At 56.6% G+C, this 14,463-nt stretch carries 15 protein-coding genes; 5 read left to right on the top strand and 10 right to left on the bottom strand.

Going from position 1 to position 14,463, the window contains the following annotated elements; genetic code table 11:
* Positions 1-12: 12 nt before the first annotated feature.
* On the bottom strand, positions 13-726 hold the full coding sequence (locus tag SADFL11_RS21640) for a c-type cytochrome (protein WP_209002680.1): 714 nt from the start codon (positions 724-726) through the stop codon (positions 13-15).
* Positions 727-864: 138 nt separating this feature from the next.
* Here SADFL11_RS21640 and SADFL11_RS21635 point away from each other — a divergent pair, with 138 nt between their 5' ends.
* From SADFL11_RS21635 to SADFL11_RS21620, 4 genes are read left to right on the top strand one after another with little or no spacing between them, the layout of a single operon-like run.
* Positions 865-1,053, top strand: a complete 189-nt coding sequence (locus SADFL11_RS21635; protein WP_008193496.1) for a DUF6494 family protein — start codon at positions 865-867, stop codon at positions 1,051-1,053.
* 7 nt (positions 1,054-1,060) lie between these two features.
* Positions 1,061-2,200, top strand: coding sequence for an Mrp/NBP35 family ATP-binding protein (locus SADFL11_RS21630; RefSeq protein ID WP_008196648.1), 1,140 nt, complete (start codon positions 1,061-1,063; stop codon positions 2,198-2,200).
* Complete coding sequence (locus tag SADFL11_RS21625) at positions 2,197-2,904, top strand: biotin/lipoate--protein ligase family protein (protein WP_008191867.1); 708 nt, start codon at positions 2,197-2,199, stop codon at positions 2,902-2,904. Before SADFL11_RS21630 ends, SADFL11_RS21625 begins: the two co-directional genes overlap by 4 nt.
* Positions 2,901-3,383 (top strand): DUF6505 family protein, encoded by a 483-nt coding sequence (locus tag SADFL11_RS21620; protein ID WP_008193811.1) that lies wholly within the window; start codon positions 2,901-2,903, stop codon positions 3,381-3,383. Before SADFL11_RS21625 ends, SADFL11_RS21620 begins: the two co-directional genes overlap by 4 nt.
* A 75-nt stretch (positions 3,384-3,458) precedes the next feature.
* Here the strand turns inward: SADFL11_RS21620 and SADFL11_RS21615 are convergent, their stop codons facing one another.
* The 7 genes from SADFL11_RS21615 to SADFL11_RS21585 all read right to left on the bottom strand — a co-directional run bounded on the left by SADFL11_RS21615 (position 3,459) and on the right by SADFL11_RS21585 (position 11,393).
* On the bottom strand, positions 3,459-4,604 hold the full coding sequence (locus SADFL11_RS21615; protein ID WP_040450991.1) for an iron-containing alcohol dehydrogenase: 1,146 nt from the start codon (positions 4,602-4,604) through the stop codon (positions 3,459-3,461).
* A gap of 1 nt (position 4,605) precedes the next feature.
* The gene (locus SADFL11_RS21610) at positions 4,606-5,991 is read right to left on the bottom strand and encodes an aldehyde dehydrogenase family protein (protein WP_008194247.1); all 1,386 of its coding nucleotides are present in this window, start codon (positions 5,989-5,991) and stop codon (positions 4,606-4,608) included.
* A gap of 2 nt (positions 5,992-5,993) precedes the next feature.
* The gene (locus tag SADFL11_RS21605) at positions 5,994-7,361 is read right to left on the bottom strand and encodes a glutamine synthetase family protein (protein ID WP_008197211.1); all 1,368 of its coding nucleotides are present in this window, start codon (positions 7,359-7,361) and stop codon (positions 5,994-5,996) included.
* 139 nt (positions 7,362-7,500) lie between these two features.
* Positions 7,501-8,550, bottom strand: coding sequence for a TRAP transporter substrate-binding protein (locus tag SADFL11_RS21600; RefSeq protein ID WP_040452526.1), 1,050 nt, complete (start codon positions 8,548-8,550; stop codon positions 7,501-7,503).
* Positions 8,551-8,669: 119 nt separating this feature from the next.
* Positions 8,670-10,010, bottom strand: a complete 1,341-nt coding sequence (locus tag SADFL11_RS21595) for a TRAP transporter large permease (RefSeq protein WP_040450992.1) — start codon at positions 10,008-10,010, stop codon at positions 8,670-8,672.
* On the bottom strand, positions 10,010-10,606 hold the full coding sequence (locus SADFL11_RS21590) for a TRAP transporter small permease subunit (protein WP_008192345.1): 597 nt from the start codon (positions 10,604-10,606) through the stop codon (positions 10,010-10,012). The genes SADFL11_RS21595 and SADFL11_RS21590 overlap by 1 nt, the downstream gene beginning before the upstream one ends.
* On the bottom strand, positions 10,599-11,393 hold the full coding sequence (locus SADFL11_RS21585) for an N-formylglutamate amidohydrolase (protein WP_209002678.1): 795 nt from the start codon (positions 11,391-11,393) through the stop codon (positions 10,599-10,601). The genes SADFL11_RS21590 and SADFL11_RS21585 overlap by 8 nt, the downstream gene beginning before the upstream one ends.
* 145 nt (positions 11,394-11,538) lie before the next feature.
* Between SADFL11_RS21585 and SADFL11_RS21580 the strand changes: the two genes are divergently transcribed.
* Complete coding sequence (locus SADFL11_RS21580; protein WP_008195938.1) at positions 11,539-12,408, top strand: MurR/RpiR family transcriptional regulator; 870 nt, start codon at positions 11,539-11,541, stop codon at positions 12,406-12,408.
* 3 nt (positions 12,409-12,411) lie between these two features.
* Here the strand turns inward: SADFL11_RS21580 and SADFL11_RS21575 are convergent, their stop codons facing one another.
* Positions 12,412-12,852 carry a hydrogenase maturation protease gene (locus tag SADFL11_RS21575; RefSeq protein ID WP_008188551.1) on the bottom strand — a complete coding sequence of 147 codons (441 nt, stop codon included), beginning with the start codon at positions 12,850-12,852 and terminating at the stop codon, positions 12,412-12,414.
* A gap of 157 nt (positions 12,853-13,009) precedes the next feature.
* Positions 13,010-14,452 (bottom strand): Ni/Fe hydrogenase subunit alpha, encoded by a 1,443-nt coding sequence (locus SADFL11_RS21570; RefSeq protein ID WP_008193041.1) that lies wholly within the window; start codon positions 14,450-14,452, stop codon positions 13,010-13,012.
* Between the last annotated feature and the right edge of the window lie 11 nt (positions 14,453-14,463).

Raw genomic sequence — 14,463 nt, 5'->3', positions numbered from 1 at the left:
GCCTGATCAGGATCACTGGTACTGGAGCGGCGCGCCCAAATCGGCCGGCGGGATTCGTGAAACAAAGGCGAGGATGGCATCCAGATCTTCCAGTGTCATTTCGACCGGAACGATGGGAGGCGGCCGTGTTTCATCGAACGGCTCCGTGACGTCTTCGATCAGTGTAAATGACGGATGCGGATTGAGCGCGAAAAAGGCCTCGAACCGCGGCTTCCAGTCGGCGAGCGTTCGAAGAATCGCGAAGGAAGGTGTAGAGCCGATGCCGGCCATCCGCGTTGCGGCGTTGACCCGGTGGCACCGTCCACAATGCACCACAGCAAGCTTCTCGCCTTTTCCCGCATCTCCAGCGATCAGTCCGTCGTCAACTTCCTTCGCGACAGGGGCTGCAGCGGTAAACGCAATGCCATCCTTCGCCGGAAATCCATCAATGGTGCGGCGGCCAACATCGCCAGTAAGCCACTCCAAAAATCTTTTGGTACCGCCCGTTTCCTGTTCAACAGATGCGTACCAGGTTCGATCCAGCCCGTCGAAAACCGGTGTTCCGCCTTGTTCATCCAATAACCGTACCTCGGCCAGATCCTCAGGTGAAACCAGTTCGATCCGCGTATTCGTTTTCAGGGAAAAGCGGGGCAGCAGGTATTTCAGGAAACCGCTGTCGTTGAGATCTTGCGGCACGCTGAGCCGAAACGGCTCCGCAGAACGCACAGCATTAACAGACGCGCTCATCCAGATGCACGCAAACACGAATATCAAAAGTTTCCGGCAGGCCACGCGCTCCTCCTTCACGCAGCTGACATCAGTCTGTAAGCGTAGAAGCGAAAATGCCGATACGTCAATGCATGTCAAAACAACGGGGAGGTCCAAATGAACGACGACTTTAACATGTCCATGCGCAAATTCCTGAAACAGGTCGGGGTCACATCCCAACAAGCCATTGAAAACGCAGTTCGCGAAGCTGGCGCACCGGAGGGCAAAAGCTTCAACGTAAAGGCCGTGATTGTGATCGAGGAACTCGGCCTTGAGCATGTCGTTGAAGGCGAAATCAAGGGGTAAGGCAGACGTGTCCCTTTCACGCGAAACTGTTATTGAAACACTGAAGGCAGTCGTGGATCCGGTGACCGGGGAAGACCTCCCGGCAACAGGCATGATCCGCGGCCTCAAGGTTGCAGATAGGACTGTTCGTTTCGTCCTTCAGATCGATCAAACCCGTGTTGATGAGATGGAACGGCTCCGGGAGGACGCCGTCCAGCGGCTCGAAGCATTGCCGGACTGCACGTCTGCTCAAGTGATCCTGACATCGCACTCCGACCAATCCACCGCGCACGCCCTGGCAGCACCTGCCGCTCCGGTTCCGCAGGCAGGTCCTGGAGAGCTGAAGCCGATCAAACCGATCCCGGCAGCACCGGGCACCTCCGGACCTCAACATGTTGCCGGCATCAAGAAGATTATCGCCATAGCGTCCGGCAAGGGCGGCGTCGGAAAATCGACCGTTGCCTCGAACCTTGCCTGTGCTCTGGCGGCACAAGGCTTGAAGGTCGGTCTTCTGGATGCGGACGTTTACGGTCCGTCGCAACCGGAAATGCTCGGTATTAAGGGTCGGCCGTCTTCACCGGATGGCCAAACCATTTTGCCACTGCGGAACCACGGCGTGACACTGATGTCGATCGGTCTGATGACATCCGGCGACAAGGCCGTTGTTTGGCGGGGCCCGATGCTGATGGGCGCTTTGCAGCAGATGATGACCCAGGTTCAATGGGGTGCCCTGGATGTCCTGATTGTCGATCTGCCACCGGGAACCGGCGACGTGCAGATGACATTGTCGCAGAAGTTCATTGTCGACGGAGCGGTGATTGTGTCCACCCCGCAGGACATCGCCTTGCTGGATGCGCGCAAGGGCATCGACATGTTCCAGGAAATGAAAGTGCCGATCCTTGGCATGGTGGAGAACATGTCGACGCATATCTGTTCGAAATGCGGAAACGAAGAACATATCTTCGGCCATGGTGGCGTTGCCAAGGAGGCCGCAAGCCTGAGAGTTCCAGTCCTTGCTGAAATACCGCTGCACCTCAACATCCGCACCGCGGCCGATGGCGACACACCGGCCGTTATCAAGGCGCCGGATGCGCCGGAAACGGCTGCGTTTAAGAAGCTTGCGACAGCAGTGACAGAACAGCTTGCCGCGCAGGAGAGCTTGGTGTGAACGATCTCCAATTCCCGCCGCTCTTCCAGGGAGAAGCGGTCACCGGCACTGCCGACCCGTTCGACCGGGCGGTCGCCCTTGCTGTTGCAGGTACAGACCCCGGTACTGTTGTTTACAACCTTGGAGGTGGCACGTTACGGGCAAGCCTGATCTTCGCTCCGGAAGTCCCACTGGAAGAAGCGATGAGCATGCTGCCAGTCTGCGGCCTCGGTTTTCAGGCAGCTCTTGGCGCCCTCGCCCCGCCCGAGGTCGCGGTTCATTTGGATTGGGCCGGCGGCATTCGCGTAAATGGGGCCACCTGCGGACGTTTTCGCGCACGCGCTTCAGGAGCGAACCCGAACGAAACGCCGGACTGGTTGATCATCGGCCTGGAGCTCAATGTTCAAACTCTTGAGGGAAATCCGGGCAACGATCCAGATAGGACATCTCTGATTGAAGAGGGTTGCGGCGAAGTTGAACCTGAACGCCTTGTGGAAAGCTGGGTTCGCCACACGCTTTACTGGATCAACCGATGGCAGGAAGACGGGCCTCGACCGGTGCATGCAGAATGGCGGGGCCTTGCAAAAAACCTCGGTGAAGACATCACTTTCAACGGCGAAACCGGGACATTTGTTGGTGTTGATGAGTTTTTCGGTATGCTGATGCGGATGGATGGTGAAACAAAGCTTATTCCGCTGTCTACCCAACTTGAGGGATCACAATGAAGCTTGCCCGCGCGATCCATCTCGATGAGAGCGACCAGAACGTTTATTTTTCGCCAGCAAGGACTGGCGAATGGTGCCTATCCGGCGGTTTTGAATTCTCGGATTGGACAGAGGCGGAGCTGACCGGCAAGGCCAGACAGGCCTTCGTCAACGGCTGGCTCGGATTGGAAACCTTCGGCCGGGTGACCTTTGTGGCAGTTACTCCGATTGAGGAGCCGGAGTTCAACCAACTGGTGGACCGGCTGGCACAACACTTTGTCGACATCTATGGCGCCCCGTCTGTCGAGGCAGCAAGGGGCGTTGCGTCCGAAGAGCTGTCCTACATGGCCTCCATGTGCGCAGAGCACGACGATAACACGCTCCTCGCCGTCCAGCGTGAACTCTCGGACGAAGGCCTCCGGGAGGGCTTCTCGGCAATCAAGCCCCAGGCGGCAGAGCTCGACATGGTCGCCGTGCATGGAGACATGGGCGGGCACTAAGTTCTCTACAGTTCAAAAATAGTAAAGGGCGCCGGTTGGCGCCCTTTACGTGCTGATCGTTCGCTTATGTTGAGATCACATGATCTCTTCGAAAAGCGCTCGCGTGTTTTCGGCGGTCATCTCGATCGGATTACCACCAGTGCTCGGGTCACGAAGAGCCGCCGCGGTCAGTTCCTCGATATTCGGATCCTTGACGCCGAGTTCGGTCAAGGTTTTCGGAATGTTCATCGAAGCGTTGAACTCGTCCACGAACGCGCAGAAGCCTTCAAAACCGCCTGAAATACCGAGATAGCCTGCTGCCTTGTCGAACCGGTCCGCAATTGCGGACTTGTTGAACTGGAGGACTGCCGGCATGCACACGGCGTTGGTTGTGCCGTGGTGGGTGTGGTGCACCGCACCGATCGGATGGCTGAGTGCGTGAATGGCACCGAGACCTTTCTGGAACGCGGTCGCGCCCATGGCCGCAGCAGACATCATGTGGCCGCGTGCTTCCAGATCCGTGCCATCAGCGTAGGCCCGCGGCAGATAGTCCACGACCAGTCGCATGCCTTCCAGCGCAATCCCCTGGCTCATTGGATGGTAGTGCGGGCTGGAATAGGCTTCCACGCAGTGGGCAAAGGCATCAAGGCCGGTTCCGGCGGTCAGGAACTTCGGCATTCCGACCGTCAGTTCCGGATCGCAGATCACCACGGACGGCAGCATCTTCGGGTGGAAGATGATTTTCTTTTCCGCCGTATCGACCTTGGTGATGATACTGGCCCGGCCGACTTCGGATCCGGTTCCGGCGGTTGTCGGAACCGCAACGATAGGCGCAATCGCATCGGCGTTTGCCCGGGTCCACCAGTCCCCTATGTCTTCAAAATCCCAAAGCGGACGGGTCTGCCCCGCCATGAAGGCAATCACCTTAGCGAGGTCCAGCCCGGAGCCGCCGCCAAAAGCAACAACCCCGTCATAACCGCCTTCCTGGTAGACCTTGACGCCTTCTCCGGCGTTCAGATCCGTTGGGTTCGGGTCGACTTCGGAAAACAGGCCCCGGCCCAGACCAGCTGCATCCAGCAGGTCCAGGGTCTTGGTGGTGATGTCCATGCTTGCCAGACCTTTGTCCGTGACAAGCAGGGGCTTGGAGATACCGGACGCCTTACAGGCATCGGCGATTTCCGAAATGCGACCTGCGCCGAAGCGCATGGCGGTTGGATATGACCAATTGGCAGTCAGCACCATCTTATTGAGCTTTCTTGAGGTGATAGGATTTCGGACGTGTCAGGTTGTGATAGCCGATAATGGATAGACCGCCGCCGCGGCCGGTGTCCTTGCAACCTGTCCAGCACAGCGCCGGGTCGAGGTAATCTGCACGATTGAGGAAGACGGTTCCCGTCTCAATCTGATCACCGATGGCTTCCGCACGGGCAACATCCCGGGTCCAGAGCGATGCTGTCAGACCGAAATTGCTGTCGTTCATCAGCTGGATAGCTTCCGCATCGTCTTTGACCTTCATGATGCCGACAACGGGGCCGAAGCTCTCATCGCGCATAACGCGCATGGAATGATCCACATCGACGAGGATTTGCGGCATCAGGTAAGCGCCGCCATCATCTTCAGGGAACTTTGCAGGATCGATCAGGGCTTTGGCCCCATCTGCAATGGCTTCTTGCGTCTGGGCACGGACTTCTGCCGCGAAACGGGCATGGGCCATCGGACCGAGGGTCGTTTCGGGGTCAAGCGGATTGCCGAGCTTGTAGCCTTCGACAATCTTTACCGCCTTTTCGACAAAGGCGTCATAGAGGCTCTCCACCACATAGATCCGCTCAATACCGCAGCAGCATTGACCGGCATTGAACATCGCCCCATCGATCAGTGTATCGACTGCCGCATCAAGATCCGCATCTTCCATGACATAGCCGGGGTCTTTGCCGCCGAGCTCAAGACCAACGCCGGTGAACGTTCCGGCTGCGGCCTTTTCCATCGCCTGACCGCCCCCTACTGAGCCCGTGAAATTCACGAAACCAAAGGACTTTTCAGCAATCAGCGCAGAGGTTGTCGCGTGATCCAGAAATACATTCTGGAATACGTCTTCCGGAACGCCTGCTTCGTGGAAAGCCTTCGCCATGCGCTCGCCAACCAACAGCGTTTGAGAGGCATGTTTCAGAACAACAGAGTTCCCTGCGATCAACGCGGGTGCGACCGTATTAATCGCGGTCATGTAGGGGTAATTCCAAGGAGCTACGACAAGCACCACGCCATGGGGCACGCGCTTGATCATCCGCTTGAATGCCGCATCATCGGCAACTTCGATCGGCGCCAGTGCCTCGGCAGCAATCTCCGCCATGTAAGAGGCACGCTCTGTAAAGCCGCCAAACTCACCACCATACCGGACCGGCCGGCCCATCTGATGGGCGAGTTCGGGAACGATCTCATCGTTCATCTCACCGATCTTGGCAACTCCGGCGAGAACAAGAGAGATCCGGTCTTCCAATGAGCGCTCTTGCCAGGCGAGCTGAGCGGTTTTTGCCCGCGCGACAGCCTCTCGGGCTTCATCTGCGGACAAGACAGGGCGCTCCGCATAGACCGAACCGTCGATCGGAGAAATACAGATTACTTTGCTTGTCATGTTTAGGCTCTTTCAAAACCCCGGGCGATTTCATAATCGGTGACAGCCCGGTCGAACTCTTCGATTTCCCATTCCGCTGCGCGGGCATAATGGTCAATGACCGCGTCGGAGAAAGCTTCCCGCAGGAATTTTGATCTGCGCAGTGTTTCGCGCGCATCCCGCAAGGTGTGCGGGATTTCCTTCGCTTTCTTTGCTTCATAGACGTCGCCTGATGTCGGCTTGTCGAGTGGCAGTTCGTCTTCAATTCCCTTGAGACCCGCTGCGATCTGGACCGCAAGCGCCAGATAGGGGTTCAGATCCGAACCGCCAATGCGGCACTCGATGCGCAGCGCTTTGGTCCCCTCGCCGCACAGCCGGAACCCGGCGGTGCGGTTGTCGACAGACCAGACCATTTTGGTCGGCGCGAAAGTGCCTTTTTGAAAGCGTTTGTAGCTGTTGATGTAAGGCGCCAGGAAGTAGGTGTAGTCGGGCGCATATTTGATGAGGCCAGCCAGATAATGCTGCATCAACGCCGACATTCCGTATTCACCGTCAGGATCGCAAAAGACGTTATTGCCGTCCTTGTCGAACAGCGACTGATGCACGTGAGACGAGGAGCCAACCTTGTCGCTCGCCCATTTCGGCAGGAACGTCGCTGAGCGCCCCTTCGCCCAGGCAATTTCCTTCACCGCGTGCTTGGAGATCGTATGATACTCGGCAGTATCAAGAGCCGGTGCGTATTTGATGTTCAGCTCTTCCTGACCGGCTTCGGCCTCACCCTTGGTATTCTCGACCGGAATTCCAGCAGCATAGAGACCGTTGCGGATCGGCCGCATCACGTCCTCTTCCTTCGTTGTTTGAAGGATGTGGTAGTCTTCGTTGTAGCCGGAGATCGGCTCCATATCCCGGTAACCGCTCTTGCGCAGCTCATCGAAGCTCTTCTCGAAAAGGAAGAACTCAAGTTCGGTTGCCATGATCGGTGTCAGGCCCAGGGCGTTCATGCGCGCAACCTGGGTCTTGAGCATCGCGCGCGGCGAGTGCGGAACTTCCTTGTGAGTGTGGTGATCGAGGACATCACAGACCACCATGGCCGTGCCTTCGAGCCACGGAATACGGCGGATCGTGGATAGATCCGGTTTCATGACGTAGTCGCCATAGCCGCCCGACCAACTGGTCGCGGCATAGCCCTCCACGGTGTACATCTCAAGGTCCGTTGCCAGCAGGTAATTGCAGCAATGGGTTTCTTCGTAAGCGCTGTCCACGAAATGCTGGGCCAGAAAGCGTTTGCCCATCAACCGTCCCTGCATATCGACGATGCAAACAAGTACTGTGTCGATCTCGCCCGATGTAACGAGTGATTTCAGGGCATCAAAGGTCAGATTTCCTGGCATGTTGTCTGGTCCCTATTTGGCGGTTTACGAGCGCTCTTATTCGAAAAAATTCCCGGTCCGGAGGGTTCTAATTTTCCGGACCGGTAGTTGCAAGAACCGGCCACCCCGAAGGGTGAGATGGCCGGCTCCAGGGCTTGCATTAGGTGTAGCGGTAAGGACGTCCAGCTTTCTGCATGTCCTGATTGTACTTCTTGAAGATCTCGACAACTTTCGCCTTTGTCGGAGACTCTGCGGCGATCTCATCCCAGAAGACCATGGCAGCAGCTTCAACCTTTGCCCACTCTTCATCCGGAATGGATGTCAGTTCCATCTTGGTGCCGTTGACGCGCAGGTTCGCTTCGCCGCCCCAATACCACCACTGACGGTAGTAGTGCGATGCATCCATTGCGAGCTGGAGCATCGTTTTCAGGTGATCCGGAAGCTCGTTCCAACGCTCCTGGTTGGCAAAGAAGGACCCTGCCCAAGCGCCAGAGATGTTGTTGGTCAGGAAGTAGTTGGTTACGTCAGCCCAACCGACCGTGTAGTCCTCGGTGATGCCGGACCAGGCAATACCGTCGAGCTCACCGGTCTGAACCGCAACCTCAATGTCTTCCCAAGGCAGGGTTACCGGAACAACGCCGAACTGCGCCATGAAGCGGCCGGCAGTTGGGAATGTGAAGACACGCTTGCCTTTCAGGTCTTCCAGCGAGCGGATCGGGTCTTTGGTGGCGAAGTGGCATGGATCCCAAGCACCAGCAGAGATGTGCTTCACGCCAACCTTGGCGTATTCCTCTTCCCAGATCTCCTTCAGGCCGTACTGGTTGAACAGCACAGGCACATCCAGGGAATACCGGGACGCAAACGGGAAGTAACCGCCGAAGACAGTGACTTCGGTCGGAGATGCCATCGAGTCATCGTCAGACTGCACCGCATCGATTGTTCCCTGTTGCATGGCACGGAAGAGCTCACCCGTCGGGACCAGCTGATCAGCGGTGTAGAGCTCGATCTCCATTTCACCGTTTGCTGCCTTGTTGAAGGCGTCGATGTGCGGCTTGATCACATGCTCGGCCAGTGCCGGGCCTGCATAGGTTTGAAGGCGCCACTTGATTGGCGTCTGGCCGTGAACGGCCGGTGCGGCAAGTGTTACGGCACCCGCGGCTGCAACAGTACCGGTCCCGGCTTTTTTGAGAAAATCACGTCTGTTCGTCATTACTGTTCCCCTAATTTTCGGTTCCAAGGTCAAGCGGTCCGTCCGTTTGCCGGATCTCATTTAACCGCACATTCAAATCCGTTTCCTCCGGATATATTGTTTTTGTCCCGCTCCGCGCGTCATCGGCTGTAAACCAGTTCAGGCAGCCAAAGAGCGATTTGCGGGAAAGCCATGACAAGAGCCAGCGCAAGAGCCATCACCAGGACAAACGGCGTAATCGACCCGTAAATGTCCCGCATGGTGATGTCCTTGGGCGCCATTGCCCGCATCAGGAAGAGGTTGTAGCCAAACGGTGGCGTCATGTAGGCAATCTGCGTCGTGATCGTGTAAAGCACTCCGTACCAGATCAGCACTTGCCCAACCGGCATGCCCAGATCCAGCGTTGCCACCAGAGGCACATAAAGCGGCGCCACGATCACCAGCATTGCCGTGTCGTCCAGAAATGTCCCCATGACCAGGAACGACAGCTGCATCAGGATCAGGATCATCCAGGGAGACAGGCCAAGCTGTTCCGTGAAGAGGTTCTCGATCGCTTTCACTGCGCCGAGCCCGTCAAAAACGGCACCAAAGCCGAGAGCCGCCAGAATGATCCACATGAACATGCAAGAGATGCCGAGCGTGTTTCGCAGGCAGAGGATCAGGATGTCCATGGTCATGCGGCGTTTGATGATCGCTGCAACCAAAGCCGCCAGAGCCCCGATCGCAGAGCTTTCGACAAGGCTGGTCCAGCCGTTGACGAACGGCACCATCATTACCGCGAAAATAATCAGCGGAAGCAGCCCGGCAAGTAACAGCCGGTACTTTTCTTCCTTGGAGGCTTCCCGCTCTTCTATCGTAAGGGCGGGGCCAAGATTTGGTTGAAGCTTACAGCGGACTGCGATGTAGACGATGAACATGGCCGCCATCATCAGGCCCGGGATGATACCGGCAAGCCAGAGCTGTCCGACAGGTGCCCGTGCGATCATCGCATAAAGCACGAGGACAACGGAGGGCGGCACCAGAATGCCCAACGATGCCCCTGCCTGGATCACACCCGTGACCATGCGTTTGTCATACCCGCGCTTCAAAAGCTCCGGCAGCGCGATTGTCGCGCCGATCGCCATTCCGGCAACCGACAAACCGTTCATGGCTGAAATCAAAACCATGAGCAGGATCGTACCGATGGCCAGCCCGCCGTTGAGTGGGCCCATCCAGACATGGAACATTTTGTAAAGATCGTCGGCGATCTTTGTTTCCGACAGGATGTAGCCCATGAAAATGAACATCGGCAGCGTGAGCAGCGGATACCATTTCATAAGCTTCATCGCCGCGGAAAACGGAATATCCTGTCCGCCGACACCCCACAGGCTGATGGCTGCAATGGCTGCAATACCGCCGATGGCTCCAAATACCCGCTGCCCGGTCAGCAGCATGAGCATCATCGACGAGAACATCAAAAGGGCGATCATCTCGTAAGACATCAGATGGTCTCTCCCCGGATGGTCGCAATATCCTTGATCAGCTCAGAAATGGTCTGCAGAAGCATCAGGAAAAAGCCGATACACATGGTCACCTTGATTGGCCAGAGAACCGGCCGCCACGCCGTCGGGCTTCGCTCGATATAGCCCATGACCTCTCCGGCGGCGACAGGCCCGCCTGTAAAGAAGGCCATGATCAGCTCCCAGTAGAACTCCGGAAACTCCCGACCGAAATAACCGAGGGAATAGGCCATAGACCCAAGCGCCCCATAAAGGAGAACGCCAAGATAAAACATCAGGAGCAGGACAGTGAAGGCATCGAACCATGCCTTTTTCTTGATGCTCCATTCCGCATAAAACAAGTCCATGCGGACATTTGACCCGAGCTGTACCGAGTAGGGTCCGCCGAGGACGTAGTAGGCAACCATTGCAAACTGCGCCACTTCCAGGGTCCACAGTGAAGGATTGAAAAAGGTCTTGGAGATCGAGGACCACAACAGGATCCCCGCCATGACAAAGACACCCCACATGATGACTTTGCCAAGACCGCGATTGAAACCGTCAACCGCGTGAACATACCAATGGGCGATCCTAGGCATGATCCGCAACCTCCTTCCGCAACACCGTTTTGGCGGCGGATTTCAAAAGAGGTCCCAAGATGTCAGCCCAGTGGAGCTCCTCATTTGGAGTGCGCACTTCGTCGTTCCGGATCTCGATCATCAGGCACGGCAGCAACTTGTCTTCACCATGCCGCCTGACGGTGTAGTAAACCCCATCGGAGGGGGCATAAGGCTCATTGTCGCCAACGGTCAGATCGCCACGTGCATTCAACCCCGTGAGCACAGGATCGGCCAGGCGGCGGTCGTTTTCGGAAATCAAACCGATTTCCCAGGGCCGAGCTTTGCCTTTGTAGACCGGTGTATAGGTGTGGATGGACACCACTGCAGATGGCAGCCCCTTGTCCGCCCGAAGCGCAAGCACTTTGTCGATCGCATCGTGAAAGGGGCGATGAACCAGATTGATCCGGAATGTCCGCTCTTCGTCGGATAAATTCCTGTTTCCGGAGATCTCTGTCAGCTCACTCAAGCACGGCGTCAGATCTTCGCGGGTCTCTTCGCGATTGCAGTCAATGACCAAACGGGAAACCGTCGTATAGATTAACGGGGCATCAAGCGCCTCTGACAGTGCCATCGCGACGCCAAGTGCACCCGGGTCCCATGAAATGTGCGCGGATTTCTCTTCATCCGACACTCCAAGACACTGATCATAGGGGGGAGGAAAATGATTCGAGGCGTGATCACACAAAAGGACCAGCTCACCGGCACCTTCTGCGTTTACAACCTCTACAGCACGGGACATTCCGCCGTTTTGGTGGTTTGATCCCATTCATCCCCCCGGAAAAGCGCCCGCTTGTTTCTGTAATGTTTGTTACAGTATTGCCGACCAACTCAAACTCTGTAATATTTGATACACGAAATGCGGTTCTGTCAAACAGTTTTGATACCTCCGCCAAAAATTGAGGCAGCAGCCCATGGAACGCCCGCTTTTGGACGACATACGTGATCGGCTCGACGAGTTTACAGCGACCGAAAAGAAAGCGGCGCATGCCCTGATGGCCAATTATCCGGTGCAGGGATTGGGAACTGTTGCAGAGTTTGCAAAAGCAGCCGGTGTAAGTGCTCCAACCATTCTCAGGTTTGTGGCCCGGCTGGGTTTTCCAGGCTTCGCGGAGTTTCAGAAAAAACTGCGCAGCGAGCTCGCCAATCAGCTGAACTCCCCGCTCGCACGAAGCACCAGTCTTGCAAAGGATACAACCGGCGACCCGCATGTCGGGCAACTGATCGAGAACATCCGTGAGACATTCGACCACCTGCCAAAAGGCGAGCTGGACGGTCTTGTCAAACTATTGGCAGACGACCGCAAGACGGTTCACCTGATCGGCGGGCGGTTCACCGATGGCCTTGCAAGGTACATGGCAGCGCACTTGCGTATCGTCCGGCCAAACGTTGTTCATGTTGCTGGACAGCACGGGAACTGGCTCGACCAATTGCTTGGGATTGGCCCCAAAGATGTTGTGCTGGTCTTCGACATCCGCCGGTACCAGGCAGAGATCATTCAATTTGCTGAAGCTGCGGCCAAACAAGGGGCGACCGTTGCGTTGGTCACCGACAGCTGGATGTCACCTATTGGCCGTATAGCTTCCTACGTCCTGCCAGCCCGTGTTGCAGTCCCCTCGCCCTGGGATTCATCCCTGGCGCTGATGGCCATAGCTGAAGTGCTGATTGCCGGGGTGACACGGGAAAACCAGGACAAAGCAGAAGAGCGGATGCGCGCCCTGGAGGCACTTCGAAATTCCCATGACCCTGCAACCGAAAGCCGGACCAATTCACCGGATATTTAAAGTCTAAGCCGTAGACAGCCTTCCGGCCCAATCGAGGAAAAATGCCTGTGCTTTCGTGAGGTTGGCGGCAGCCTGATCTGAAAGGCCTTCCTTCACCTCACCGTATTCCACACCGGATATCCCAAGCACGAAGGCGGTCGGTGCCACGCCATAAAGGGTTTCGCACAAGGACAGAACGGTTTCAGGAACGAGGCTGTGGCTGCCCAGAACTTCCGGCGCACCGGGTTTGATCTCGCGGAACGAAAAAGGCTCCGCGCTCCCAATCTCTGCGTCTGCAAACACGACAAGCTCATGCCCCGACACATCAAAGGCATGCTCTGCGACGAGCTGGTAATCGGTATCGATCGTCCAGGACGTCAAGTCGCGAGCTGCCATGCTTTCAGAAAACGCAGGCCCAAGCCCATCGTCTCCCCGCCCCGGATTGCCGTACCCAATCAGCAACATTTTTCGAGTTCTTTCTGATTGCGATGGGCATCAGCAGCGTTTTCCCGGCCAAGTGCAGCGCGCGCCGGGACCGGGTCCCGAATCTCCGTTTCTTGTCGTCCAGGACAGCAGATCGCAGCCGTTCTTTTCAGCAATCCAGGTATCAACCGAGCAGACTTCATACCGACTGGGCCTTGCTGTCTACCAACTCCCCCTCGGCGTTGAACAGCTCCACCTGTAACGGCATCTGGCCCAGCGCATGAGTGGCACAGGAGAGGCATGGATCATAAGCCCGGATCGCAACTTCGACATGGTTAAGCATGCCCTCGGTAATCTGATCATGACCACTTAAATGTTTGACGGCGACGTCCTTGACTGCCCGGTTCATGCCTTCGTTGTTGTGGGTCGTTGACACGATCAGATTACAGTAGGTGACCTGGTCGTTCTCATCGACCTGATAGTGATGGATGAGATTGCCGCGCGGCGCTTCAATAACGCCGATCCCCTCGCCGCGCCGCTCTCCGGTCATCACTAGATCGTTGCCCTGAAGGTCCGGATCGTTGAGCAGTTCGCGGATCTTTTCAACGCAATGGACAACTTCGATCATCCGGGCCCAGTGGTTGGCCAAGGTTGAATTGTTGGGATGGCCATCCGTGACGGCTTTGAGCTCCTTATGGGCCGCATCGGCTATCGGCGTGTCTATGAAACTTGCCGTGTTCATGCGGGCCAAAGGGCCAACCCGGTACCAGCCGACTTCGGGCCCGAGCTCCTTGATGAAAGGAAACTTCATGTAGGACCAGGATCGGACATCCTCGATCAGGCGTTCATGATATTGCGGGTAAGGCAACTGGTCGAAGATCACATTACCCGTCGAGCTCAAGGCTCTGAGATTGCCATGGTAGAGATCAAGCGCACCATCTTCCTCCCGCACGAGAGACATGTAGTTCGATGGAAAAGACCCGAATTCGGCGACAAGGTCTTCGTGTTCGAGGGTGTAATCTCTGGCAAGTTTGACTGCATCCTGAGCCCAGGCCAGCATCTCATCGATAGAGCTCAGGAAATGATCGCGTCTCTCGATTGGAAGATTGCGGTTGATACCGCCCGGGACCGCTCCGGTGCCGTGGATTTTTTTGCCCGCTGTCGCCTCAATAATTTCCTGGCCATACTTGCGCATAAGGACGGCGCGTTTGCCAAGTTCCGGCTGTTCCTTGATTACTTCAAAAATGTTGCGTTTTTCTGCCGGCGCACCGAAGCCGAAAAGGAGATCAGGTGCGGCCAAATGAAAGAAATGCAGCACGTGGCTCTGCATCACTTGCCCGTAGTGCATCAGCCGCCGCATCTTTTCAGCTGTCGGGGTGAGCTGATCGACACCGGCGATCATGTCCATGGCCTTTGCAGCGGCCAGGTGATGACTGACAGGGCAAATGCCGCAAAGCCGCTGGACTATAACCGGCACTTCCCACATGAGGCGTCCGCGGATGAAGCGCTCAAAACCTCGGAATTCGACAATATGCAGCCGGGCCTCATCGACCTCGTTTTCCGAATTTAGGTGAATGGTGACCTTCCCGTGGCCTTCGACACGGGTGACCGGCGAGATCTCAATCAGTCTGGGTTCGCCCATTGTCTCGCTCC

It is taken from the genome of Roseibium alexandrii DFL-11 (assembly GCF_000158095.2).
Classification (GTDB): Bacteria; Pseudomonadota; Alphaproteobacteria; order Rhizobiales; family Stappiaceae; genus Roseibium; species Roseibium alexandrii.
This window is presented reverse-complemented; position numbering and strand designations above follow the sequence as displayed.